Origin of the sequence: Streptomyces cinereoruber (genome assembly GCF_009299385.1) — a bacterium.
In the GTDB taxonomy this organism is placed as follows: Bacteria; Actinomycetota; Actinomycetes; order Streptomycetales; family Streptomycetaceae; genus Streptomyces; species Streptomyces bikiniensis.
On record NZ_CP023693.1, the window covers coordinates 1,548,714 to 1,571,459 of the forward strand.

Here is a 22,746-nt window from a genome sequence, read left to right on the forward strand (position 1 = left end):
CGGGTTCGCTACGACTCCGGGCGGCCCGTCGCCACCGCGTAGAACGCCACCGCCGCCGCCGCTCCCACGTTGAGCGAGTCCACGCCGTGGGCCATCGGGATGCGGACCCACTCGTCGGCGGCCCGCAGCGCCTTCTGCGACAGTCCCTCGCCCTCCGCGCCCAGCATCAGCGCCACCCGGTCCAGCTTGTGCGGGGCGGCCTCGTCGATGGAGACCGCCCGCTCCGCCGGGGTGAGCGCGAGCAGCTTGAAGCCCGCCTCCCGTACCGTCTCCAGGCCTCGCGGCCAGCCTTCCAGGCGGGCGTACGGGACGGAGAAGACCGCGCCCATGGACACCTTCACGGAGCGCCGGTAGAGCGGGTCCGCGCAGTCCGGGGAGAGCAGGACCGCGTCCATGCCGAGGGCGGCGGCGCTGCGGAAGATGGCGCCGATGTTGGTGTGGTCGTTGACCGACTCCATCACCACCACCCGGCGGGCCTCCGCAAGCAGCTCGGACGCCTCCGGGAGCTCCTTGCGCTGCATCGACGCGAGCGCGCCCCGGTGCACGTGGTAGCCCGTGACCCGCTCCGCCAGGTCCGGATCGATCACGTACACCGGTGCCCCGGAGCCGTCGATGACGTCCCGCATGGGCTCGACCCACTTGGCCGAGAGCAGCATCGACCGCATCGCGTACCCGGCCTGGCCCGCCCTGCGGATGACCTTCTCGCCCTCCGCGATGAACAGGCCCTCGGCCGGTTCCCTCCTGCGGCGGAGTTCCACGTCGGTCAGGCCCGTGTAGTCGTGCAGGCGGGGGTCGTCGGGGGCTTCGATGGTGATGAGTTCGGCCACGGGGTGTTGCTGCCTCGTTCGGGGGTCGGGGTTGTGTGGGTGTGCTTTACGCCGTCGGCCCGTTCGGGCCTTCCGTGACCACCGTGCCTATGACGATCACTGCCGGCGGGCGGACCTCCTGGGTCCTGACCGTCTCCGCGACCGTCGCGAGCGTCGCGTCCACCCGGCGCTGGGCCGCCGTGGTGCCCTCCTGGACCAGGGCCAGGGGGGTCTCCGGGGCCTTGCCGTGGGCGATGAGGGCCTCCGCGATCTTTCCGATCTTGTCGACGCCCATGAGGATCACCAGGGTGCCCGTCAACTTGGCGAGCGAGGCCCAGTCCACGAGGGAGCGCGGGTCGTCGGGGGCCACGTGTCCGCTGACCACCGTGAACTCGTGGGCCACCCCCCGGTGCGTGACCGGGATGCCCGCCGCGCCCGGCACCGAGATCGAGCTGGAGATGCCGGGGACCACCGTGCAGGCGATGCCCTCGGCGGCGAGCGCCTGCGCCTCCTCCATGCCCCGGCCGAAGACGAACGGGTCGCCGCCCTTCAGGCGGACCACCGACTTGCCCGCCTTCGCGTGCTCGATCAGCGCGTTGTTGATGGCCTCCTGCGCCATGAACCGGCCGTACGGGATCTTCGCCGCGTCGATCACCTCGACGTGCGGCGGCAGCTCGTCCAGGAGGTCGCGGGGGCCGAGGCGGTCCGCGATCACCACGTCCGCCTCCGCGAGCAGGCGGCGGCCGCGCACCGTGATCAGGTCCGGGTCGCCGGGGCCGCCGCCGACCAGGGCCACGAACGGGGTGCGGGCGCGGTGCTGGGGTGCCGCGATCGAGCCGTCCCGCAGGCCCTCCACGATCGCGTCCCGCACGGCGGCCGAGCGGCGCGGGTCGTGGCCGGTGAGCACCGCCACGGTGACGCCGTCGCCGCGGCCGGTGGCCGGGGTCCAGGCGGTGGCCGCCTCGGCGTCGTCCGAGCGCACGCACCAGGTCCGGGTCCGCTCGGCCTCGGCGGAGGCGGCCTCGTTCGTGGCGGGGTCGGTGGTGGCGACCAGGACGTACCAGGCGTCGGCGAGGTCGCCCTCCTCGTAGCGGCGCTTGAGCCAGGTGATCTCGCCCGTCTCCGCCATCGCGTCCACGGACGGGGTCGCGGAGGGGGAGATCAGGGTGATGTCCGCGCCCGCGGCGATCAGGGCGGGGAGGCGGCGCTGGGCGACCTGGCCGCCGCCGAGGACCACGACGCGGCGGCCGGCGAGGCGGAGGCCCACCGGGTAGGCGGGGTGGGCGGCGGGGGTCGCCTTCTCGGTGTTCTCGGCCATGGGTGAGCGGCTCCTCGGGGCGTGGCAGGTGCGGGCCGCTGCGGCGGTGGAGCGGCTGGTGGGGCGCTGTTTCGGGTCCCACGATATCGGGGGCCCCGGGGGGTCACCCTGTGACGGATCTCCCCGCCGTGGGCGTGACGTGGGGGCCGCTCAGGAACAGGGTTCGGGACTGCATGATTTACGGCGCCCGCTGTACTGGAGAGCTGAGCCCACTGGTCGCGCCACACATCACGCTTGACGTCCCGAACCCTGTTCCTGCGCGGCCCCCACTCCCGTGTGGGGGTGGGGGCCGCGCCGGTGGTGACTACTTCTCGGTGACGCCCGCCGCGTCGAACGTGGCCACCTCGTGCATCGCGCGGGCCGCGCTCTGCACCAGCGGGAGGGCCAGCAGGGCGCCCGTGCCCTCGCCGAGGCGGAGGTCCAGGTCGACCAGGGGGCGCAGGCCCAGCTTGTTCAGGGCCGCCACGTGACCCGGCTCGGCGCTGCGGTGGCCCGCGATGCAGGCCGCGAGCGACTCGGGGGCGATCGCCCGGGCCACGAGGGCCGCCGCTCCGGTGGAGACGCCGTCGAGGATGACCGGGGTACGGAGGGAGGCCGCGCCCAGGATCAGGCCCACGAGGGCGGCGTGCTCCAGGCCGCCGACCGCCGCGAGGGCGCCGATCGGGTCCTCCGGGTCCGGGTTGTGCAGGGCGAGGGCGCGGCGGACCACGTCCACCTTGCGGGCGTGGGTCTCGTCGTTGATGCCGGTGCCCCGGCCCGTGACCTCGGCCGGGTCCACGTCGGTGAAGACCGAGATCAGGGCGGCGGACGCCGTGGTGTTGGCGATGCCCATCTCGCCCGTGAGCAGGGCCTTGTTGCCGGCCGCCACGAGGTCGCGGGCCGTCTCGACGCCCACCTCGATCGCCGCCAGGACCTCTTCGCGGGTCATCGCGGCGCCCGTGGTGAAGTCGGCGGTGCCGGGGCGGACCTTGCGGGGCAGCAGGCCCGGGGTGGCCGGGAGGTCGGCGGCCACGCCGACGTCGATGACGCAGACCTCGGCGCCCACCTGGTGGGCGAAGGCGTTGCAGACCGCTCCCCCGCCGAGGAAGTTGGCCACCATCTGGCCGGTGACCTCCTGCGGCCAGGGCGTGACGCCCTGGGCGTGGACGCCGTGGTCGCCCGCGAAGATCGCGACGGCCGCGGGCTCCGGGATCGGCGGCGGGCACATCCGGGAGAGGCCGGCGAGCTGGGCGGAGATGATCTCCAGCATGCCCAGGGCCCCGGCGGGCTTGGTCATGCGCTTCTGGCGCTCCCAGGCCTCGCCGAGCGCCTTGGCGTCCAGCGGGCGGATGTTCGCGACGGTCTCCTGGAGGAGGTCGTGCGGCTCCTCGCCGGGCAGGGCGCGGCGGCCGTACGTCTCCTCGTGGACGACCCAGGCCAGCGGGCGGCGCTTGGACCAGCCCGCCTGCATCAGCTCGGGCTCCTCCGGGAACTCGTCCACGTAGCCCACGCAGAGGTACGCGACCACTTCGAGGTGCTCGGGGAGGCCGAGGGCGCGGACCATCTCGCGCTCGTCGAAGAAGCTGACCCAGCCGACGCCGAGGCCCTCGGCGCGGGCAGCGAGCCAGAGGTTCTCGACCGCGAGCGCGGAGGAGTACGGGGCCATCTGCGGCTGCGTGTAGCGGCCGAGCGTGTGGCGGCCGCCCCGGGTGGGGTCGGCGGTCACCACGATGTTGACCGGGGTGTCGAGGATGGCCTCGATCTTCAGTTCCTTGAACTGCTTCGCGCGGGCCTTCGGGAGCGACTTGGCGTACGCCTCGCGCTGCCGCTGGGCCAGCTCGTGCATCGTCTGCCGGGTCTCGGCGGAGCGGATGACGACGAAGTCCCACGGCTGGGAGTGGCCGACGCTGGGGGCCGTGTGCGCGGCCTCCAGGACGCGGAGCAGCACCTCGTGCGGGATCGGGTCGGAGCGGAAGCCGTTGCGGATGTCGCGGCGCTCGCGCATGACGCGGAGCACCGCCTCGCGCTCGGCGTCGTCGTAGGCCGGGGCTGCCGGGGAGGGTTCCGGGGTCCCCTCCGGGGCCGGCGGCTCGGGGAGTGCTTCCGGGGTCGCCTCCGAAGTCCCCTCCGGGAGCGGTTCCGGGGCGGGCTCCGTGAGTGCTTCCGGGGTCTCCTCCGGGAGCGGTTCCGGGGTGGGGGCGGGCTCTTCCCCTTCGGTGGGGGCTGCCTCCGAGGCGGGGGTCGGTTCCGGAGCGTCCGGCGCAGGTGTCGGCTCCGGGGCGGGTGCCTGTTCCTGGGCCGGGGTCGGCTCCTGGGCCTGGAGCGGCTCCGGCTGCTCCTGGGGTGCGGCTTGCGGGGTCTCCTGCTCCTGCGGCTGCTCGGGGGCGGCCTCCGCGACCGGCTCCGCGGGGGCCTGCTCCACCGGGGCCTCGGGCTCGGTGGCCGGGGTCTCGGGGGCGGTCTCCTGCGCGGGCTCGTCCGGCACCGGGGCGGGCGCGGTCAGGACGGGCTCCGGCTCGACCGCTTCCGGCGCCGCCGGCTCGGGCTCGCGCGGGGCGGGCACGACGACCGCCTCCGGGCCGGTCGGCTCCTCCCAGATCTCCGGGGCGGCCTCGGGCGTCGGCTCCGTCTCGGCGGCGGGCGCCTCGGGCTGCTCCTCGGGGACGGGAACGGGTGCCGGAGGCTGTTCCTCGGTCGGCGTCGGGGCCAGGTGCGGGGTCGTCGGGACGGCGCCCTCGACCTGGACGAACCGGCCGGAGTGGTCCGGCTGCGGGACGACCGTTTCTGCGGGGGGCTGCGCCACCGGCTCCTGCGCGGTCCACGGCTCGGCGCCCTGCGGCGCGAGCTGCTGCTCCTGCGCGATGTCGAAGTACTCGGGGCCCGTGGTCGGCGGGCCCGGGGTGCGGACCGGCACCGGGGCGGGGCCGGTGGCCACGAGGGGTTCCGGCGCGGGCTGCGGGGCCGGGGCGGGCGCGGTGGCCGGGCCGCGGTCGGCCAGCGAGCGCACGACTCCGCCGGTGCCCTCGGGCACGGGCGGGCCCATGTGCAGCGGGCGGCGGGCGGGCGGCGGAGTCTGCGCCACGCCCTGCGGGGACGGGGGCACGGCGCCGAGGTCCACGGAGCCCGAGCCGTGGCCGGTGAACTCGTGCGCGCCGGTGTCGAGGATGCCCGGCTCGTAGCCGTGGTCGGTGACGACCGGCTCGTGCGGGGCGACGGGGACGCCGTGTGCGGGAGTGCCGGCGGCGGGGACGCCGTGTGCCGGGGTGCCGGTGTACGGGTCGACCGGTACGCCCTGCGGCGGGGTCTGGCCCTGCGGGGCTGTGAGGGCGTCGCCGAGGGCGACGGGCTGCTCGGGGAGCGGGTCCGTGAGCGGATCCGGCAGGGGGTCCGTCAGCGGGTCGCCCGTCGGGACCGGGACCTCCTGGTGCGGGACGGCCTGCGGCACGCCCTGGTGCGGGACCACGGGGGCCGGCGGCGGGGGCGGCACGGCGACCGGCGGCGCGGGCGCGACGCCCGGCGGGTGCTCGCTCCAGGCGCCCTGGGCGCCCGGCATCAGAAGGAGGTCGTCGTCCTCGGCGGTGTGCTCGGAGGGGTCCAGGAAGGTGTACGCGCCCGGTGCGGGGATGCCCGGCTGCTCGACCATGCCTGCGTTCTCCGGCAGCCCCTCGCCCGGGACCTGGCCGGTGTCCGTCATGCGTACCCCTCGCCCATCGCTTGTGCTCCTTCAGACCTGCGCCCGTCGACAAGAACGAGCGTGCGCGCCGCGCGGCACGAAGGACGCGGGCACCTGCACATTGTCCCGGCCCTCGGCCTCCGTGGCAGGAAGATTCGCCACGGTGCGCTGTGGACTGCGCCACGTCGCGCGGTCCCCCCTTGCCGCGTACCACACCGGCGTCCACCAGGGGCCACCAATTCAGGACATCGGCACACGAAGCGACGAGTGTCCGGACGCGGTACAACAATCGGCCAGCCTACCCCGCCCGGTGGGGCGGGCGGATCACGGGGCGCGTTCGATCCTGCGTCCGGAGAGCAGGAAGACGGCCGAACGATCGCGTTCCGACCAGGTGTCCGGGTCGAGTCCGACGGTCTGGAGGAGGAGGGTCTCGACGGCGTAGCCGCCCGCGGCGGTGAGGGCGGCTCCGATCGCCTCGGCCTCGTCGCGGGTGGAGGCGTGGGCGACGATGCGTTCCGGACGCCGGTCGGCGCAGGCGGTGACGACGGGGACGCCGCCGGTCGCGATCCGTACGACGTCGGGTTCGGGGAGGCTCTCCAGGACGTGCGGGGCGCGGCCCCGGACGGTCTGGAGGGGGACGCCGTGGCGGCGGGCGGCGGCTTCGGTGCGGGCGCAGGCGGCCGGGTCGAGGTCGACGGCGATGACGGCGGCGCCGAAGCGGGCGGCCTCGACGGAGAAGGCGCCGCCCGCGCAGCCGATGTCCCAGACGAGGTCGCCGGTGCGGGGCCCGAGACGGGCGAGCTGGGCGGCGCGGAGGGCGGGGTCATCGCCCGCCTTCGGGCGGACCTGATCGGTTCCGGTGGCAGGCCCCTCGGAGTCGTACTCCTCGGTGGGGAGGCCCCAGCCCCGGACCGGGCGGACGGACGGGTCCAGGCCCGCCAGCCAGGGAGTGGCCGGGGTGCCGCCGCCCCCGCCGATGACGAGGACGACGTTCGGGTCGCGCCAGGTGTGGTCGGCGGCCTTGTCGGAGGTGAGGACGGAGACCCGTTCGCGGTCGGTGCCCAGCTCCTCGCAGACGACGAAGGTGCGGTGGACCCCGTCGAGGAGGAGGGCGAGCTCGGCGGGGCCGGCGCCCGGCGAGGTGAGGACGGCGACCTTGGGGTGGGCGCGGCAGACGTTGACGGCGCGGCGCAGGGTGCGCTGGTGGGCGACGACGATCCGGGCGTCCTCCCAGGGCATCCCGGCCCGGGCGAAGGCGGCGGCGACGGAGGAGACGGCCGGGACGACCTCGACCTCCAGACCGTGCTCGGGGGCGCGCAGGGTGCGGACGACGCCGAAGAAGCCGGGGTCGCCGTCGGCGAGGACGACGGCGGTGCCGCGGTGGCCGGCGATGCGGCGGGCGGCGAGGTCGACGCTGCCGAGGCGGATGCGTTCGGCGGCGGGCGGGACCTCGGGCCGGGTCAGGTGGTGGCCGGCTCCGGCCACCAGGGTGGCGGCGGAGAGCGCGGACAGGGCCGCCGGGGAAAGGGGCGAGCCGTCCCAGCCGATCACCGTGACGCGGTCGGCCATCGTCGTCTGTCTCCCTGTGGTGTTGTCGCAGGTCGGGGGCGTGCCGAGCGTACCCCGGGATGGCCCCCGGGAATCAGTTCCAGTCGGTGTACGAGGAGTATCCGGCTTCGGCCATCTGGTCGGCGACGTCGTCGAGGTCCTCGGGGAGGAGGCCCCAGAGGATGAAGTCGGTGCGCAGTTCGGTCCAGCCGCCGTCCTCGGTGCGGGTGCGGGCTATGCAGGCGTTGCGCAGGACGCCCTCGCTGATGCAGCCGATCTTCTGGGCGACCTGCTGGGAGGCGGTGTTGTCGGCGGCGGTGCGCAGTTCCAGGCGTTCGAACTTCCGGTCGTTGAAGAGCCAGCGGGCGGTGGCGAGGGCGGCTTCGGAGGCGTAGCCCTCGCCGCGGGCCCAGGGGGCGACGATGTAGGAGAGTTCGGTGGAGCGGACGCGCCAGTTCGTGTTGCTCAGCTGGACGATGCCTACCAGGCGCTGGGTGAGGAACTCGGTGACGGCGAGGTCGATGCCCCGGCCGGCGGCGCGTTCGGCGGGGGCGTACTCGGTGATCCAGTGGTGGGCGGCGGCCTCGGTGAAGGGCTGGGGCACGGCGGTCCAGGCGCCGACGAGTTCGTCGTTCATCATCTCGGCGAGCGCGGGGGCGTCCGCCTCCTCCAGCGCGCGCAGCACCAACCGGTCCGTGTTGATGGAGATGTCCGGAAAGGTGGTAGTCATGCGCAGCTCCATGCCGTGGACCGTCCGAATCGACCGTGAACGCACAGCATGCAGCATGCCACCGCCGGTGCGCATGGCCGGGTCGGGTACGGCGGAAGGCCCCGCGCACCGGACGGGGTGCGGGGGCCTTCCGTTCAAGGACTGTACGGGGGAACCGTTCTGACGGCCCCTCGGGCGGCGCCTACTTCTGCGGGGCGCCGAAGGCCGGGACGACCGAGCCCTTGTAGGTGTCCTCGATGTACTTCTTCACCTCGGGCGAGTTGAGGAGCTCGGCGAGCTTCTGCACGCGGGCGTCCTTCTCGTTGCCCGCCTTGACGGCGAGGAAGTTGGCGTACGGGTTGCCCTCGGCCTTCTCCAGGGCGATGGCGTCCTTCGCCGGCTCCAGCTTCGCCTCCAGGGCGTAGTTGCCGTTGATGACGGCGGCGTCGACGTCGTTCAGGGCGCGGGGCACGGTGGCGGCCTCCAGCTCCTTGAACTCCAGGCCCTTCTTGTCGGTGATGTCGGAGAGCTTGGCGTTGGTGCCGACGCCGTCCTTGATCGCGATCAGGCCGTTCTCGGCGAGGAGCTGGAGCGCGCGGCCGCCGTTGGTGGTGTCGTTGGGGACGGCTACGGTCTGGCCGGGCTTGATGTCCTTCAGCGACTTGAGCTTCTTGGAGTAGAGGCCCAGGGGCTCCAGGTGGACGTTGACCACGGGGACGACGGTGGTCTTGTTCTTCTGGTTGAAGTCGTCCAGGTACGGCTTGTGCTGGAAGAAGTTGGCGTCGACCTGGCCGGACTGGGTGGCGGTGTTCGGCAGGACGTAGTCCGTGAACTCCTTCACCTCCAGCTTCAGGCCGGCCTTCTCGGCCAGGTTGTCCTTGACGTAGTTGAGGATGTCGGCGTGCGGCGTCGGGGACGCGGCGACGACGAGGGGCTTGTCGGCGGAGCCGGCCTGGTCCTTGGAGGAGGACGGGTCGGAGGAGGTGCCGCAGGCGCTCAGGCCGAGGGCGAGGGCTGCGGTGGCGGCGACGCCGGCGGTGAGCTTGATGTTCTTGCGCACGAAGAGTGCCTCTTTCAGGTGGAGTGGTAGTCGTCTGGACAACAAGTCCGGACTGTTCTTCGAAGGACGAAGTCGGGGGGCGGGGCGGGACGGCTCAGGCCGTGCGGCCCCGGCGGGCGAGGAGTCGGACGACTCCGTCGCCGATGAGCTGGACCACGGTCACGATCACGACGAGGACGACCACCGTGACGAGCATGAAGGTGGTGTCGAAGCGCTGGTAGCCGTAGGTGACGGCCTTGGAGCCGAGGCCTTCGCCGCCGACCGCGCCGGCCATCGCGGAGTAGCCGATGAGCACGATCACGGTGGTGGTGACGGCCGAGACCAGGGAGGGCAGGGCCTGCGGGAGCAGGACCTTGCGGACGATGGTGGGGATGCCGCCGCCCATGGCCTGGACGGCTTCGACCAGTCCGTGGTCGACCTCGCGGATCGCGGTCTCGACGAGGCGCGCGAAGAAGGGGATGGCGCCGATGGCGAGCGGCACGATCATCGCGGTCGGGCCGATGAAGGTGCCGACGACGAAGGTGGTGAAGGGGATCAGGGCGATCAGCAGGATGATGAAGGGCAGCGAGCGCCCGATGTTCACGATCGCGCCGACGACCTTGTTCACCGGCCGGTTCTGCAGCAGTCCGCCCTTGTCCGTGAGGACGAGGAGGATGCCGAGCGGCAGGCCGCCGAGGACGGTGACGAACGTGGCCCACAGGACCATGTAGAGGGTGTCGACGGTGCCCTGCTCCAGCAGGGGCTGCATCTCGGACCAGGTCACTTGGCACCTTCCTTCACCAGTGCGGGCGCGGTGGCGGACGCCGCTTCCCGGACGCCCGTTTCCTCGGCGGTCTCGGCTTCTTCCACGACCTCGACCTGGAGGCCCTGCTCGCGCAGGAAGCCGACCGGGACGACGTTCTCCTCGTACCGTCCGGGCAGTTCGATCCGCATCCGGCCGATCTGCCTGCCGCCGACGGTGTCCATCGCCGCCCCGAGGATCGAGATGTCGATGTTGTACGTGCGGGAGAGCTGGGAGATGACCGGCTGGGTCGCGGCCTCGCCGTGGAAGGTGACGTCGACGACCGTGCGGTCGGGACCGGTGGGAGCGCCGCCGACCGGGAAGAGCTCGGCCGCGAGCTGGGAGCCGGGGGTGGCGAGCAGTTCGCCGACGGTGCCGGACTCGACGACGCGCCCGTGCTGCATGAGGGCGGCGGAGTCGCAGATGGTCTTGACGACGTCCATCTCGTGCGTGATGAGCAGGACGGTGAGGCCGAGCTGCTGGTTGAGGTCGCGCAGGAGCTGGAGGATGGAGCGGGTGGTCTCCGGGTCGAGGGCGCTGGTGGCCTCGTCGGAGAGGAGGACCTTGGGCTTGCCGGCGAGGGCGCGGGCGATGCCGACGCGCTGCTTCTGGCCGCCGGAGAGCTGGGCGGGGTAGGCCTTGGCCTTGTCGGCGAGACCGACGAGGTCGAGGAGTTCCAGGGCGCGGCGGGAGCGCTCGGCGCCGGATGTTCCGAGGATCTCCAGGGGGAGCTCGATGTTGTCCTTGACCGTGCGGGAGGACAGCAGGTTGAAGTGCTGGAAGACCATGCCGATGCTGCTGCGCGCCCGGCGCAGGTCCTTGCCCGCGCGGCGGCCCTTGCCGGCGAGGGCGGTGAGGTCGACGCCGTCGACGGTCACCGTGCCGGAAGTGGGGCGCTCCAGGAGGTTGACGCAGCGGATGAGGGAGGACTTGCCGGCGCCGCTCTGGCCGATCACGCCGAACACCTCGCCCTCGCGGACGTGGAGGTCGACGCCGTCCAGAGCGGTGACCTGCCGGCCGCGCGACTCGTAGACCTTGGTCAGGCCCGAAGTGGTGATCACAGGGGGTTTCCGTCACTGTCGAGTGCGCGACGCGGGGTCCGTCACGCACGGGGCATTCGTCATCGGACAGTCAGGCGCACGGGGGCCGGTCCGGCGGGTGGCCGGGCGTCGGCGGGTGCGCGGGGGCAGGCACGGTCCGCCGCCGTGGGGCGGTGGGGAGCCGGTGCGGCCGTCGGTCTCGCTTCGGGGCGCGGGACGCAGCGGGGGCCCTCAGATGGCGCACATTCGACACGTACAACGAGCACCGGGCGTCGTGATCGCCTCGGTCGCAAGGGTGCGGCTGCTCGTCGTGGTCATGGCTGCAAGTAAAGCACGCACGGTCGCGAACGAAAGGGAACTGTCCGAATAGCGGACGTCGATGAGATGCCATGCGGACACTTCGGAGGGGCCCGTTCCGCTTCTTTCCCTTGTGCGGCCTGCGGGGACGGGGTTGCGGGCGGGAGCCGCCCGGAGCCCCTTCTGTGGCCAAGGCCACGCGGGGACAGGGGCCGAGGCGGCGAGGCGCGGACAGGAAGGACAGGGGGTGATGGGAGCGCGGGTGGGGAGGGCCGGGCGCGGCGGGGCGTTCGGGCCGTAATACCCTCGGGCGCATGCTCGACGCCCTGACGGTCGCGGTCTCCGTGGCCGCGCTCGCCCTCGCCGCCTGGTGCGGCTTCGCCGCCTTCCGCGACCAGCCGACCAAGGACTGGCACTTCATCGGCATGGCCGTGGTGACCTTCCTGGTCCTGGTCCAGCTGATCGTCGGCATCGTGCAGCTGGCGCGCGGCGAGAAGGCCGAGGAGGGCACGACGATCTTCGTCGCCTATCTGCTCGGGGCGCTGTGCGCGGTGCCGATCGCCGGGTTCATGTCGCTCGCGGAGCGCAGCCGGTGGGGTTCGGCGACGGTGGCGGCCGGCGCGGTCGTCCTGGCCGTGCTCGAAGTACGTCTCCACGACATCTGGACGGTGGGCTGACCATGACCGCGACCGAGGGAACGACCCGCCTGGTCAGGGGGCCGGGCATGCTCCTCGTCTGGCTGTACGGCGTGATGTCGGTCGGCGCGGTCTCCCGCTCGATCTACCAGATCTCCACCGAGTTCGACCGGGCGCCGCTCGCGTACTCCCTGTCGGGGGTGGCGGCCGTCGTCTACGTCTTCATCACGTACACGCTGGTACGGGGCGGGGAGAAGGCCCGCAGGGCGGCGCTGGTGTGCTGCGCCGCCGAGCTCACGGGTGTGCTGGTGGTGGGGGCCTGGACGCTGGTCGAGCCGTCCGCCTTCCCGGACTCGACGGTCTGGTCGGACTTCGGCTACGGCTACGTCTTCATCCCGGTGCTGCTGCCGCTGACCGGGATCTGGTGGCTGCGGAGGTCCAAGGCCGCCGCCTAGGGCCTGTCCGGCGGATCAGGCGTCGCGGCCCCGGCCATGATCCGCCGGACAGGCCCTGGGGTCCCGCTCCGGGCGGACAGGTCCTACGCGGCCTTCTCCAGGGTCACCAGGGTGAGCTCGGGGCCGAGTTCCCGGGTGGCGACCTGGGCGTACCCCTTGCTGCGGTAGAGGCGCAGGTTGACCTCGCTGCGGTGGCCGGTGAAGAGCTGGAAGCGCTTGACGGGCGAAGCCGCCTCGGGGACGGCGGCGAAGTGGCGCTCGATGGCGTCGAGGAGCCGGCCGCCGAGGCCGTGCCGCCGCATCCGGGGGTGGACGATGAGCTTGGCGATCCGTACGGTGCCGTCCTCGTCGACGCGGGCCCGTACGGAGGCGACGACCTCGTCGCCGAGGCGGGCCACGAGCCCGTGCCCCTCCTCCAGTTCGGCGCGCAGGGCGTCGAGCGACTGGGTGAGCGGTTCGATGGACCAGTCCCCGTAGAGCTCCGCCTCGCTCTGGTAGCAGAGGTACTGCAGCTTCAGGACGTGCTCCGCGTCCCGCGCGTCCGCCGCTGAGATGGTCACACTCAGGCCCATGTGTGCACGCCTCCCGCTCATCTGTCGATCATCGGTTCAACACACCCTTCCCCGACGACCCGGGGCGGGAACCTCTGCCGCCAGCATTCTGCGCAGGCATCCCAGGCAACGGGAACGCATCGGCCCCAGACTCCCCTGTGAGATACCCAACTCTCCTGCGATTTCGCGGTAGGTGGGGTCCTTCGGGTCGAGCATCGCGGCGAGGACCCCGGGGCAGCGGCCGGGGGTGCGGGTGACGGCGGCGCGCAGGGTGCGGCGGCCCTCGGCGGCGAGGAGGGAGTGCTCCGGGGAGCCGTGGGGTTCGGCGCCGGCCGGTTCGTGGACGGGCTCGTCCCGGTACGGGCGTTCCCGGTCGCCGGTCCTGCGGGCGCGGCGGGCCTCGGCGCGTACCGCCCGGCGCAGCCACTCGGCGGGCCGCTCGGGGGCGCCGGTCTCCCGGAGGCGTTCCAGGAGGCGGAGCCAGACGGCCTGTTCCAGGTCGCCGGGGTCGACGCCGGCGGCCGGCGCCTCGGCGTCCGACTCGGCGGCGAGGAGCGGGGCGAGTTCGGCGAGGAGACCGGCCGGCACGTCGGCGGTGTCGGGGGTGGGTGCGGGGGTGGCGGGGGTGGTCATGCCCCGCACGATGCCGGGGTGCGCGCCCGTGGTTGCGGTACGGGGCGTAAACCACCCGGGAGGGGGTCGCCGCGCGGGCCCGGGGGCCGGGTTCGCCTCGTACGGGCCCGGGGGCGGGTCCACGGCGTGCGGGCCCGGGGTGGCCGGGCCCGCGGGGGTGTCAGCGGTGGGCGGTGAGGTCCGCGGCGGCGAGCAGGGCGGTGTCCGGGTTGTCGGAGAAGATGCCGTCGATGCCCGTCTCCAGGTACTTCCTCAGGGCCCCGAAGGAGTCGCCGTAGGCGTTCGGGTCGGTGCCCCGGCGGAACTCGGCGGGCAGGAAGGCGTTCTCGTTGCGGTGCGTGTACGGGTGGAGGACGAGCCCGGCCTTGTGCGCGTCGCGCACCAGGGTGGTCGGGGTGCCGAGCCGGCCGCCCGCGTCCCGGGGGATGACCAGGTCGAGCGTGGGGCCGATGCCCTTGGCGTACGAGGAGATCCAGCGCAGGCCCTCGGGGGTGATCAGGTCCGCGACCGTGCGCGGGTCGCCGGCCTCGGTGAAGTCCCAGGGGCGGGTGCCCGCGCCGGAGAGCAGGACCACGCCGGGGGCGTCGACCAGCTTCGCCAGGCGCTGGATGCTGCTCGGCTCGAAGGACTGGAGGATGACCGGGGAGTGCGCGCGGTGGCGCCCGTACCGGCGCAGCAGCCTGGCGAGCCGTTCCTCCAGGCCGAGGCCGAGGGAACGGAAGTGGCTGGGGTGCTTGGTCTCGACGTACAGCCAGACCTCGCGGCCCCGGCGGCGGCCCTCCTCCTCGGCCCAGCGCAGGACCTCCTCGAAGGTGGGGACGGTCCAGCGTCCGTCGTAGAGGGTGTTCTCCTGGCGGTTGCCGGGGATGCGCTCCTTGGCGCGCAGGGTCTTGAGCTCGGCGAGCGTGAAGTCCTCGGTGAACCAGCCGGTGAGCCTGGTCCCGTCGACGGTCTTGGTGGTCCTCCGGGACGCGAACTCGGGGTGGTCGGCGACGTCGGTGGTGCCGGTGATGTCGTTCTCGTGGCGGCAGACCAGGTGCCCGTCCCGGGTGGGGACGAGGTCCTGCTCGATCACGTGGGCGCCCAGGTCGAGGGCCAGCCGGTAGGCGCCCAGGGTGTGTTCGGGCCGGTAGCCGCTCGCGCCGCGGTGGCCGATGACGGTGGGGACGGGCAGGGAGCGGTAGCCGCGGCCCCGGCCGTGCGCGCCGCTCGCCCCGGCGGCCGGCGCGGCCTGCGGGGCCCGGTCGGCGGCCTGCGCGGTGCCGGCGGTGAGGGCCGCGGAGGCGCCGAGGACGGTGGCGCCCGCCGCGCCGAGAACCGTCCGCCGCGCCGGGGTCCGGCGTTCGCCCTGGGTCATGGGGGATCCTCCTGGTGGTCCGTGGTGTGATGTCGATGTGATGTCCCGCACCTGTCGGCGGTGACCCCGACGCTAGGCACGGAGCCCCTACGGGCGGCAGACCTGCGCGGAACATGGCGGAAACACACGTCAACACTGCGTATCGACTAGGTGAACCCGATGTGCGCGCGGTGGTGACCCGCGAGTATCGTCGCCGGGTGCACCGTCGGTGCGGCCGCCTTCGCCCGACCCGCTTCCCACCGGAGGAACCGTTGTCCCGTCTCGCGATCATCAAGGCAGTGCTCGGGCCGGTCATGCGCCTGATGTTCCGCCCCCGCGTGGAGGGCGCCGAGAACATCCCGGGGACGGGTCCCGTGATCCTCGCGGGGAACCACCTGACCTTCATCGACTCGATGATCATGCCGATCTGCCTGGACCGTCCGGTCTACTTCATCGGCAAGGACGAGTACGTGACGGGCAAGGGGCTCAAGGGCCGGGCGATGGCCTGGTTCTTCACCAGCGTCGGCATGATCCCGGTGGACCGGGACGGCGGCCGGGGCGGGGTGGCGGCGCTGATGACGGGCCGCCGGGTCCTGGAGGAGGGCAAGGTCTTCTCGATCTACCCGGAGGGCACCCGCTCCCCCGACGGCCGGCTGTACCGGGGCCGTACGGGCATCGCGCGGCTGACCCTGATGACGGGCGCGCCGGTGGTGCCGTTCGCGATGATCGGCACCGACAAGATCCAGCCGGGCGGGGCGGGCTTCCCGCGCCCGGGCCGGGTGACGGTCCGCTTCGGCGAGGCGATGGAGTTCTCGCGGTACGAGGGGATGGACCGCGACCGCTACGTCCTGCGGGCGGTGACGGACTCGGTGATGGCCGAGGTGATGCGGCTCTCCGGGCAGGAGTACGTGGACATGTACGCCACCAAGGCGAAGGCCGCGTAGGTCTCGCTCGTACGCGCACGGAAGCGCCCCCGTACGGTTTCTTGCCGTACGGGGGCGCTTTCGTGTGCGGGGCGGGCCCGTAGGGGCGCTCCCGGCCGCGGGGCCGCGCGTCAGTGTTCGATGCCGTCGGCCAGCTTCTGGCCCTTGAGCAGGAACCAGGCCGCGACCGCCGTCGCGAGGAGGACCGCCGCGCCGACGCCCGCCGCGATCCGCAGGCCGTCGACGAAGGCCTCCTGGCCGGCCGAGACGAGGGCCGCCGCCGTCTGCGGGGCGAGGGCTCCGGAGGCCTCGACGGCGCCGCCGAGGGACTCGTGGGCGGCCGACGCGACGTCCGCGGGGACGCCGGCCGGGACGGGGAAGCCCCGGTAGACCCCGGTCACGATGGAGCCGAGGACGGCGATGCCGAGCGCGGCGCCCAGTTCGTACGCGGTCTCGGAGACGGCGGACGCGGAGCCGGCCTGCTCCTTGGGGACGCTGGAGAGGATCACGTCGGCGGTGACGGTGAAGGCGAAGCCCGCGCCGACGCCGACGACGAGCAGGGCGGCGCCGAGCAGCGGGTAGCCGGTGTGCTGGTCGAGGGTGGTCAGGACGGCGAGGGAGAGGCCGACCGCCGCGAGGCCGGCGGTCACCACGGACCGTACGGAGAAGCGGCGGGCCGCGACGCCCGCGACCAGGCCCGCGGTGACCGCGCCGATCGCGGCGGGCAGTTCGGCGAGCCCGGCCTCCAGGGGCTGGCGGCCCTGGACCAGCTGGAAGAACTGGGACAGGAAGAACACCAGGCCGGAGAGGCCGAGGATGGTCAGCAGGTCCGCGAGGACGGCGCCGGAGAAACCGCGGTGGCGGAAGAGGCGCATGTCGAGGAGGGGCGCGGGCAGGGTCAGCTGCCTGCGGACGAACCAGGTGAGCGCGCCGGCGCCGGCGAGGGCGGCGAGACCCGCGTCCAGGGAGGGGCCGTGCGAGGCCAGTTCCTTGATCGCGTAGACGACGCCGATCATGCCGACGAGGGAGAGGGCGACGCTGGGCAGGTCCCAGGGGCCCGGGTTCGGGTTCTTCGACTCGGGGATCAGCTTGACGCCGACGAGGACGAGGACGGCCATGACGGGCAGGTTGATGAGGAAGACCGAGCCCCACCAGAAGTGCTCCAGGAGGAAGCCGCCGACGACCGGTCCGACGGCCGCGCCGGCGGAGGCCATGGCGCCCCAGATGCCGATGGCGAGGCTGCGCTCGCGCGGGTCGTGGAAGAGGTTGCGGATGAGCGCCAGGGTGGACGGCATCAGGGTCGCGCCGGCCACGCCGAGGAGGGCGCGGGCGACGATCATCGTCTCGGGGCTGCTCGCGTAGGCGTTGAGCACGGAGACGGCGCCGAAGGCGGTGGCGCCGATCAGGAGCAGCTTCTTGCGGCCGATGCGGTCGCCGAGGCTGCCCATGGAGACCAGGAGTCCGGCGATGACGAAGGAGTAGACGTCGCCGATCCAGAGCAGCTGGGTGCCGGTGGGTTCGAGGTCCTCGGAGAGGAAGGGGGTGGCGAGGCCGAGCACGGTGGCGTCGACCGCCACGAGCAGGACGGCCAGGACGAGGACGGAGAGGGCGAGCCACCGGCCGGGGCGGCGCACGCCCCCGGTATGGCCCGTGCTCTTGAAGGTGCTGGTGGTCACTTCTCCACGCTCCTGCGCGCTCCGCCGAGCAGCAGCTCGACGATCATGTACTGGAAGTCCTTGGCGGCGACCCGGCCGTCCTGCACGGCCCAGGCGCCGGAACCGACGAGCCCGTAGAAGGCCTCGGTGAGCCAGACGGGGGTCAGGTCGATCCGGAAGACGCCGTTCTCCTGTCCGCGCCGGAAGAGCGCGGAGACCCGGGCGTCGATGCGGGCCCAGCCCTCGTTCTGCTGGTCGCCCTCGAAGAGCTGGTTCTCGGTGACGAGGAACGAGAGCAGGGGGCCGACGGGCTCGACCGCGGCGACGAGCCGGCGTACGGCGTCGTCCTCGGGTCCTTCGTCGATCGCGGCGGTGTCGAGGGCCGCCTCCAGCTCCTGGAGGCCGAGCTCTTCGAGCGCCCGCACCAGGGCGTCGCGCCCGGCGAAGTGCCGGTGCAGCGTGGCCCGGCCGATCCCGGCGGCCCGGGCGACCTCGTCCATGGTGGCGGTCGCCTTGCGGGTGAGCAGGGCGGCGGCGGCGCGGAGCACCTGGGTGCGATCGACTGACATGAGACGAGCATACACCGAATGAGACATCAGCGTCTCATTCAATAAATCGATGCCTCATCAGGGGCGGGAACGGAATGCTGTGAACATGACGAAGCCACTGCTGCTCATCGACGTGGACGGACCGCTGAACCCGTACGCGGCGAAACCCGAGCGGCGCCCGGAGGGATACGAGACCCATCGGATGAGCCCCACGGGCTGGACGGGGGCGAAGCCGCTGCGGGTGTGGCTCAACCCGGACCACGGGGGCGAGCTGCTGGCGCTCGCGGAGACGTACGAGCTGGTGTGGGCGACGACCTGGAAGGGCGAGGCCAACGACTGGATAGGTCCTCCGCTGGGGCTGCCCGTGCTGCCGTACATCGACTGGCCCCAGATGCACGGGAAGGCCCCTCTCGGGACCTTCTGGAAGACGCAGTACATCCTGGAGTACGCGGCGGGGCGGCCGTTCGCGTGGGTCGACGACGACATCACGCCGTACGACCGCGAGCACGTGGAGCGGAACCACCTCGCCGCCGCCCTGCTCCTGCGCGTCGACGAGCGGATCGGGCTGATCCGGCCGGACTTCGACGCGCTCGCGGAGTGGGCGGCGGCGCTGTGATCCCCTGGCGTCCTACTGCTTCGCGGTGGCCCAGGCGTGCTGGATCACCAGGTCCGCCTTGACCTCGACGAGCTGGGTGGCGACGGCGGAGGGGGCGGTGCCGCCGCGGCCGTTGCGGGAGGCGAGGGCGCCGGGGACGTTCAGGACCGTGCGGACCTCGGGGGTGAGGTGCTCGGAGATCTTGGCGAACTGCTCGTCCGTCAGCTCGTCCAGCTCCTTGTCCTCGGACTCGGCGACCTTCACGCACTCGCCGGCCACCTCGTGCGCCACCCGGAACGGCACGCCCTGCTTGACCAGCCACTCCGCGATGTCCGTGGCCAGCGAGAAGCCGGCCGGGGCGAGGGCCTCCATGCGCTCCCGGTTCACGGTGAGCGTGGCCATCATGCCGGTGAAGGCGGGCAGCAGGAGCTCCAGCTGGTCGCAGGAGTCGAAGACCGGCTCCTTGTCCTCCTGGAGGTCCCGGTTGTAGGCGAGCGGGAGCGCCTTGAGGGTGGCCATCAGGCCGGAGAGGTTGCCGATGAGGCGGCCGGACTTGCCCCGGGCGAGCTCCGCGATGTCGGGGTTCTTCTTCTGCGGCATGATCGAGGAGCCGGTGGAGAAGGCGTCGTGGAGGGTGACGAAGGAGAACTCCTTCGTGTTCCAGATGATGACCTCCTCCGCGATCCGGGAGAGGTTGACCCCGATCATCGCGGTGATGAAGGCGAACTCGGCGACGAAGTCGCGGGAGGCCGTGCCGTCGATCGAGTTGCCCGCGCTGCCCCGCTCGAAGCCGAGGTCCTTCGCGACCGCCTCCGGGTCGAGGCCGAGGGAGGAGCCGGCGAGGGCGCCGGAGCCGTACGGGGAGACCGCCGTCCGGGTGTCCCACTGGCGCAGCCGCTCGGCGTCCCGGGAGAGGGACTGGACGTGGGCCAGGACGTGGTGGGCGAAGAGCACCGGCTGGGCGTGCTGGAGGTGCGTGCGGCCGGGCATGGCGACGTCGGCGTGCGCCTCGGCGAGGCCGACCAGGGCGTCCTGGAGGTCGGCGAGGAGGCCGCCGATGATCCGGGCGTGGTCGCGCAGGTACATCCGGAAGAGGGTGGCGACCTGGTCGTTCCGGGACCGGCCGGCGCGCAGCTTGCCGCCGAGGTCCGGGCCGAGGCGCTCCAGGAGGCCCCGCTCCAGGGCGGTGTGGACGTCCTCGTCGGCGATCGTGCCGACGAAGGAGCCGTCGGCGACGTCCGCCTCCAGCCGGTCGAGCCCGGCCAGCATGCGGGTCAGCTCGTCCTGGGTGAGGAGGCCCGCGGTGTGCAGCACGCGCGCGTGGGCGCGGGAGCCGGCGATGTCGTACGGGGCGAGACGCCAGTCGAAGTGGACCGACGCGGACAGCTTCGCCAGGGCCTCGGCGGGACCGTCGGCGAACCGTCCGCCCCAGAGCCGTACGTCACCGTTGTTGCTGCTCACAGCTGCTGCTCCTCGGGAGGGTGGGTGGACCGTCGCCTTCCCGGCCCCGGACCTCTCGGGGGGACAGGAGAAGACGATGGCATAACTATGCAATCCTCCGTATGTTTTGTCAATGCGCGGCGGCGGGTGTGCCTCCGGCCCGATATTCGGCGGCGCCCCCGGCCTCACGGACCTAGGCTCCGCCCATGCCGACCAGCGCTTTCGACGCCCTCGCAGACCGCTTCGCCCGGATACCGGAGGGGGCCGGCGCGAGCGCGTGGACCGACTTCGACGAGGACGTCCGGGAGGCGCTGCGGTGGAGCCGCTCCGTCCCGCCCGTCCACACCTGGTTCCCCGGCACCCCGGGCCGGCGGCCCACCGCCGCCGAGACGGCCGTCGCCCTGTGCGGTCCCGACGGGCGGACGCGGGAGGCCGCCCTCTCCTTCGCGGGCGGCTCACCCGGACTCCTGCCCCTGGTCGTCGTCCGGTGCGCCGACTGGGCCGGGCCCGTACGGGAGCGGGCGCGGTCCGTGCTGCGCGCGGAGCTGCCGGGACTGCCGCACAGGGCGTTCGGCGACCTCCTGGCGGTCGCCCTGCTGATCGCGGGGCGCCTGCGCGGGGACGCCGCGCGGACGCTGCTGACCGGGGCCCTGCGGGAGGGGCCCGAAAGCCGGGTCGCCGCGCTGCTCGGACACGGCGACCGCGGGATCCGGCGGCTGGCCCACCGGATCGGCGTCGAGCGCGGACTCCTCTCCCCCGCCCGGCTCGCGGAGATCGCCGCGACGGACCCCGACGCGGTCGTCCAGGACCTCTGCGCGAACGCCGTGCTCGCGACGGTCCGGGACGCGGTCGACGGGGCCCTCCTCGACCCGCTCCTGTGCTCCCGGCAGGGCCGGGTGCGGGCCGCCGGGGTCACGGGGCTGCGCCGGGCGGGGCGGGCCGCCGGGGCCGAGCCGTTCCTGTACGACCGCTCCGCACTGGTGCGCGCCTGCGCCCGCTGGGTGCTGCGGCAGGCGGGCACGGAGCCGCTGCCGCTCTACCGGGCGGTCTGCGCGGCCGGGGCCGGTGCCGGTGCCGGTACCGCGGCGGGGATGCCCGACGACGCGCCGCTCGGACTCGCCGAGTGCGGCGACCGGGCCGTGGACGTCCCGGCCCTGTGGACGCTCACCGGGCACGAGCGGCCCCGCGTGCGGGCGAGCGCCGTGGCGGGACTGCGCCGGCTCGACGCCGTACGGGTCGATCCCCTCGTACCCCTGCTGGACGACGGTTCGGCGCGGGTCGTGCGGGAGGCCGTGACGGCGCTGCTGCCGTGGGCCGACCGGATTCCGGCCGACGCGCTCCTGCGGCGCGCGACCGCCGGCCCCGCCCCGCACGTGCGGAAGGGCGCGCTGCGGCTGCTCGCCGAGACCGGTGGCGCCGCGTTCCGGGAGGCGGCCCGGGTGCTCGCCGACGACCCGGACCCGAAGCTGCGCGCCCTGGCGCGCCGGGCGACGGGGGCATGAGCGCCTTCTTCCGCAAGGGAGTCGCCAACCCGTCGCCCCCACCAGGAGCGTTGAGGAGAATGCAGACCATGGGAAAGACATACGAACGCATCGAAGGACGGCTGCGCGCCTTCATCGAGGAGCAGCCGGTCTTCTTCACCGCGACCGCTCCCCTGTCGGGCGACGGTCACGTCAACCTCTCCCCCAAGGGCCGGTACGGCACCCTCGTGGTGCTCGACGAAATGACCCTGGCCTACGTGGACTTCGGCGGCAGCAGCGCCGAGACGCTCGCGCACCTGCGGGAGCCGGGCAACGGGCGGATCACCCTGATGTGGACCTCGTTCTCGGGGCCGCCGACGGTGGTCCGGGTGCACGGCTCCGGGGAGGTGGTGCTCCGTGACGACCCGCGCTGGAGCGAGCTGTTCGCGCGCTTCCCGGCCGAGGCCGTGGAGGGGCAGGGCAGCGCCCGGGCGATCGTCCTGGTGCGGGCGCGGCGGATCAGCGACTCCTGCGGGTTCGCCGTCCCGCTGATGGAGTACCGGGAGGACCGGACGCTGCACGCCGAGTACTTCAACCGGAAGTCGGACGAGGAGTTCAACGCGTACTGCGAGGGCAAGGAGCACATCGCGAGCAGCCTGGACGGGCTGCCCGCGCTGCCGCTGCCGCTGCCGCCGATGCCCCGTACGGCCGGATGACCCGTACGGGCCCGTACGGGTCATCCGGCCGTACGGGCCCGCCCCCCGGGCGGAGGCCTACTTCTGGGCCAGCTTCAGGAGGTGGTCCGCCAGGGCCTGGCCGCCCACCGGGTCGCGGCTGATCAGCAGGAGGGTGTCGTCGCCCGCGATCGTGCCGAGGATGGCGTGCAGTTCGGCCTGGTCGATGGCCGACGCGAGGAACTGGGCGGCGCCCGGCGGGGTCCGCAGGACCACCAGGTTCGCGGAGGCCTCGGCGGAGATCAGCAGTTCGCCGGAGAGGCGCCGCATGCGCTCCTCCTTGGCGGACTCGCCGAGCGGGGCCTGCGGGGTGCGGAAGCCGCCCTCGCTGGGCACCGCGTAGATCAGCTCGCCGCCGGTGTTGCGGATCTTCACCGCGCCCAGCTCGTCGAGGTCGCGGGAGAGCGTCGCCTGCGTGACGCTCAGCCCGTCGTCCGCGAGGAGCTTGGCCAACTGGCTCTGCGAGCGCACCGGCTGCCGGTTGAGGATGTCCACGATCCTGCGGTGGCGTGCGGTGCGGGTCTGCGGAACGGACGGCCCTCCGTGCTCGTTCTCCTGCGCGTCGGTCAT

21 protein-coding genes are annotated in these 22,746 nt (G+C 73.3%); 6 read left to right on the forward strand and 15 right to left on the reverse strand.

The genetic code is table 11. The features are described 5' to 3' along the window. Positions 1 to 8: 8 nt before the first annotated feature. The 8 genes from CP977_RS06770 to CP977_RS06805 form a co-directional block, all read right to left on the reverse strand. Entirely contained in the window at positions 9 to 827 is an 819-nt protein-coding gene (locus CP977_RS06770) for a TrmH family RNA methyltransferase (protein ID WP_062758553.1), read from the reverse strand. A gap of 46 nt (positions 828 to 873) precedes the next feature. Continuing rightward, on the reverse strand, positions 874 to 2,124 hold the full coding sequence (cobA, locus tag CP977_RS06775; protein WP_152369772.1) for a uroporphyrinogen-III C-methyltransferase: 1,251 nt from the start codon (positions 2,122 to 2,124) through the stop codon (positions 874 to 876). Between the two features lie 304 nt (positions 2,125 to 2,428). Beyond that, a complete protein-coding gene (gene cobT / locus CP977_RS06780; protein WP_152369773.1) occupies positions 2,429 to 5,797 on the reverse strand; it encodes a nicotinate-nucleotide--dimethylbenzimidazole phosphoribosyltransferase in 3,369 nt (1,122 codons plus the stop codon). A 303-nt stretch (positions 5,798 to 6,100) separates the two neighbouring features. Next, entirely contained in the window at positions 6,101 to 7,345 is a 1,245-nt protein-coding gene (gene cbiE / locus CP977_RS06785; RefSeq protein ID WP_062758562.1) for a precorrin-6y C5,15-methyltransferase (decarboxylating) subunit CbiE, read from the reverse strand. Between the two features lie 73 nt (positions 7,346 to 7,418). Next, complete coding sequence (locus tag CP977_RS06790; RefSeq protein ID WP_062759312.1) at positions 7,419 to 8,054, reverse strand: GNAT family N-acetyltransferase; 636 nt, start codon at positions 8,052 to 8,054, stop codon at positions 7,419 to 7,421. 181 nt (positions 8,055 to 8,235) lie between these two features. Then, positions 8,236 to 9,093, reverse strand: coding sequence for a MetQ/NlpA family ABC transporter substrate-binding protein (locus CP977_RS06795; protein ID WP_062758566.1), 858 nt, complete (start codon positions 9,091 to 9,093; stop codon positions 8,236 to 8,238). Positions 9,094 to 9,187: 94 nt separating this feature from the next. Beyond that, a complete protein-coding gene (locus tag CP977_RS06800; protein ID WP_062758569.1) occupies positions 9,188 to 9,856 on the reverse strand; it encodes a methionine ABC transporter permease in 669 nt (222 codons plus the stop codon). Further along, a complete protein-coding gene (locus tag CP977_RS06805; RefSeq protein WP_062758573.1) occupies positions 9,853 to 10,935 on the reverse strand; it encodes a methionine ABC transporter ATP-binding protein in 1,083 nt (360 codons plus the stop codon). The genes CP977_RS06800 and CP977_RS06805 overlap by 4 nt, the downstream gene beginning before the upstream one ends. A gap of 590 nt (positions 10,936 to 11,525) precedes the next feature. Between CP977_RS06805 and CP977_RS06810 the strand changes: the two genes are divergently transcribed. Next, positions 11,526 to 11,888 carry a hypothetical protein gene (locus CP977_RS06810; RefSeq protein ID WP_062758576.1) on the forward strand — a complete coding sequence of 121 codons (363 nt, stop codon included), beginning with the start codon at positions 11,526 to 11,528 and terminating at the stop codon, positions 11,886 to 11,888. Positions 11,889 to 11,890: 2 nt separating this feature from the next. Beyond that, positions 11,891 to 12,301, forward strand: coding sequence for a hypothetical protein (locus CP977_RS06815; RefSeq protein ID WP_062758579.1), 411 nt, complete (start codon positions 11,891 to 11,893; stop codon positions 12,299 to 12,301). Positions 12,302 to 12,384: 83 nt separating this feature from the next. Here CP977_RS06815 and CP977_RS06820 read toward each other — a convergent pair whose 3' ends face one another. From CP977_RS06820 to CP977_RS06830, 3 genes are all read right to left on the reverse strand, one after another. Further along, positions 12,385 to 12,873, reverse strand: coding sequence for a GNAT family N-acetyltransferase (locus tag CP977_RS06820; RefSeq protein ID WP_062758584.1), 489 nt, complete (start codon positions 12,871 to 12,873; stop codon positions 12,385 to 12,387). Between the two features lie 36 nt (positions 12,874 to 12,909). Next, a complete protein-coding gene (locus CP977_RS06825; protein WP_062758587.1) occupies positions 12,910 to 13,485 on the reverse strand; it encodes a sigma-70 family RNA polymerase sigma factor in 576 nt (191 codons plus the stop codon). A gap of 160 nt (positions 13,486 to 13,645) precedes the next feature. Then, on the reverse strand, positions 13,646 to 14,842 hold the full coding sequence (locus CP977_RS06830; protein ID WP_109187009.1) for a glycerophosphodiester phosphodiesterase: 1,197 nt from the start codon (positions 14,840 to 14,842) through the stop codon (positions 13,646 to 13,648). A 251-nt stretch (positions 14,843 to 15,093) separates the two neighbouring features. Between CP977_RS06830 and CP977_RS06835 the strand changes: the two genes are divergently transcribed. Next, positions 15,094 to 15,765, forward strand: a complete 672-nt coding sequence (locus CP977_RS06835) for a lysophospholipid acyltransferase family protein (RefSeq protein WP_062758594.1) — start codon at positions 15,094 to 15,096, stop codon at positions 15,763 to 15,765. Between the two features lie 110 nt (positions 15,766 to 15,875). On the opposite strand, the gene CP977_RS06840 is transcribed toward CP977_RS06835, so the two are convergent. Both CP977_RS06840 and CP977_RS06845 read right to left on the reverse strand, forming a co-directional pair. Continuing rightward, positions 15,876 to 17,420: an MFS transporter gene (locus CP977_RS06840; protein ID WP_062758597.1), complete on the reverse strand. Its 1,545-nt coding sequence runs from the start codon at positions 17,418 to 17,420 to the stop codon at positions 15,876 to 15,878. After that, complete coding sequence (locus CP977_RS06845) at positions 17,417 to 17,968, reverse strand: TetR/AcrR family transcriptional regulator (protein WP_062758600.1); 552 nt, start codon at positions 17,966 to 17,968, stop codon at positions 17,417 to 17,419. The genes CP977_RS06840 and CP977_RS06845 overlap by 4 nt, the downstream gene beginning before the upstream one ends. Before the next feature lie 85 nt (positions 17,969 to 18,053). Here CP977_RS06845 and CP977_RS06850 point away from each other — a divergent pair, with 85 nt between their 5' ends. Continuing rightward, positions 18,054 to 18,563, forward strand: a complete 510-nt coding sequence (locus CP977_RS06850) for an HAD domain-containing protein (protein WP_152369774.1) — start codon at positions 18,054 to 18,056, stop codon at positions 18,561 to 18,563. A 12-nt stretch (positions 18,564 to 18,575) separates the two neighbouring features. On the opposite strand, the gene argH is transcribed toward CP977_RS06850, so the two are convergent. After that, positions 18,576 to 20,003 (reverse strand): argininosuccinate lyase, encoded by a 1,428-nt coding sequence (gene argH / locus CP977_RS06855; RefSeq protein ID WP_062758604.1) that lies wholly within the window; start codon positions 20,001 to 20,003, stop codon positions 18,576 to 18,578. Between the two features lie 185 nt (positions 20,004 to 20,188). On the opposite strand from argH, the gene CP977_RS06860 reads away from it, so the two are divergent. Further along, positions 20,189 to 21,484: a hypothetical protein gene (locus CP977_RS06860; RefSeq protein ID WP_152369775.1), complete on the forward strand. Its 1,296-nt coding sequence runs from the start codon at positions 20,189 to 20,191 to the stop codon at positions 21,482 to 21,484. Between the two features lie 68 nt (positions 21,485 to 21,552). After that, positions 21,553 to 22,158 (forward strand): pyridoxamine 5'-phosphate oxidase family protein, encoded by a 606-nt coding sequence (locus CP977_RS06865; protein WP_062759320.1) that lies wholly within the window; start codon positions 21,553 to 21,555, stop codon positions 22,156 to 22,158. A gap of 57 nt (positions 22,159 to 22,215) precedes the next feature. Here the strand turns inward: CP977_RS06865 and CP977_RS06870 are convergent, their stop codons facing one another. Further along, positions 22,216 to 22,746: an arginine repressor gene (locus CP977_RS06870; protein WP_030214728.1), complete on the reverse strand. Its 531-nt coding sequence runs from the start codon at positions 22,744 to 22,746 to the stop codon at positions 22,216 to 22,218.

Bases quoted from the DNA above. Each gene is read 5' to 3' on its own strand.
- CP977_RS06825 (WP_062758587.1), bottom strand. From the start codon at position 13,485: ATGACCACCCCCGCCACCCCCGCACCCACCCCCGACACCGCCGACGTG.
- CP977_RS06820 (WP_062758584.1), bottom strand. From the start codon at position 12,873: ATGGGCCTGAGTGTGACCATCTCAGCGGCGGACGCGCGGGACGCGGAG.
- cbiE (WP_062758562.1), bottom strand. From the start codon at position 7,345: ATGGCCGACCGCGTCACGGTGATCGGCTGGGACGGCTCGCCCCTTTCC.
- CP977_RS06830 (WP_109187009.1), bottom strand. From the start codon at position 14,842: ATGACCCAGGGCGAACGCCGGACCCCGGCGCGGCGGACGGTTCTCGGC.
- CP977_RS06815 (WP_062758579.1), top strand. From the start codon at position 11,891: ATGACCGCGACCGAGGGAACGACCCGCCTGGTCAGGGGGCCGGGCATG.
- CP977_RS06865 (WP_062759320.1), top strand. From the start codon at position 21,553: ATGGGAAAGACATACGAACGCATCGAAGGACGGCTGCGCGCCTTCATC.
- CP977_RS06870 (WP_030214728.1), bottom strand. From the start codon at position 22,746: ATGACCGACGCGCAGGAGAACGAGCACGGAGGGCCGTCCGTTCCGCAG.
- CP977_RS06845 (WP_062758600.1), bottom strand. From the start codon at position 17,968: ATGTCAGTCGATCGCACCCAGGTGCTCCGCGCCGCCGCCGCCCTGCTC.
- CP977_RS06850 (WP_152369774.1), top strand. From the start codon at position 18,054: ATGACGAAGCCACTGCTGCTCATCGACGTGGACGGACCGCTGAACCCG.
- cobA (WP_152369772.1), bottom strand. From the start codon at position 2,124: ATGGCCGAGAACACCGAGAAGGCGACCCCCGCCGCCCACCCCGCCTAC.
- CP977_RS06790 (WP_062759312.1), bottom strand. From the start codon at position 8,054: ATGACTACCACCTTTCCGGACATCTCCATCAACACGGACCGGTTGGTG.
- cobT (WP_152369773.1), bottom strand. From the start codon at position 5,797: ATGACGGACACCGGCCAGGTCCCGGGCGAGGGGCTGCCGGAGAACGCA.
- CP977_RS06810 (WP_062758576.1), top strand. From the start codon at position 11,526: ATGCTCGACGCCCTGACGGTCGCGGTCTCCGTGGCCGCGCTCGCCCTC.
- CP977_RS06860 (WP_152369775.1), top strand. From the start codon at position 20,189: ATGCCGACCAGCGCTTTCGACGCCCTCGCAGACCGCTTCGCCCGGATA.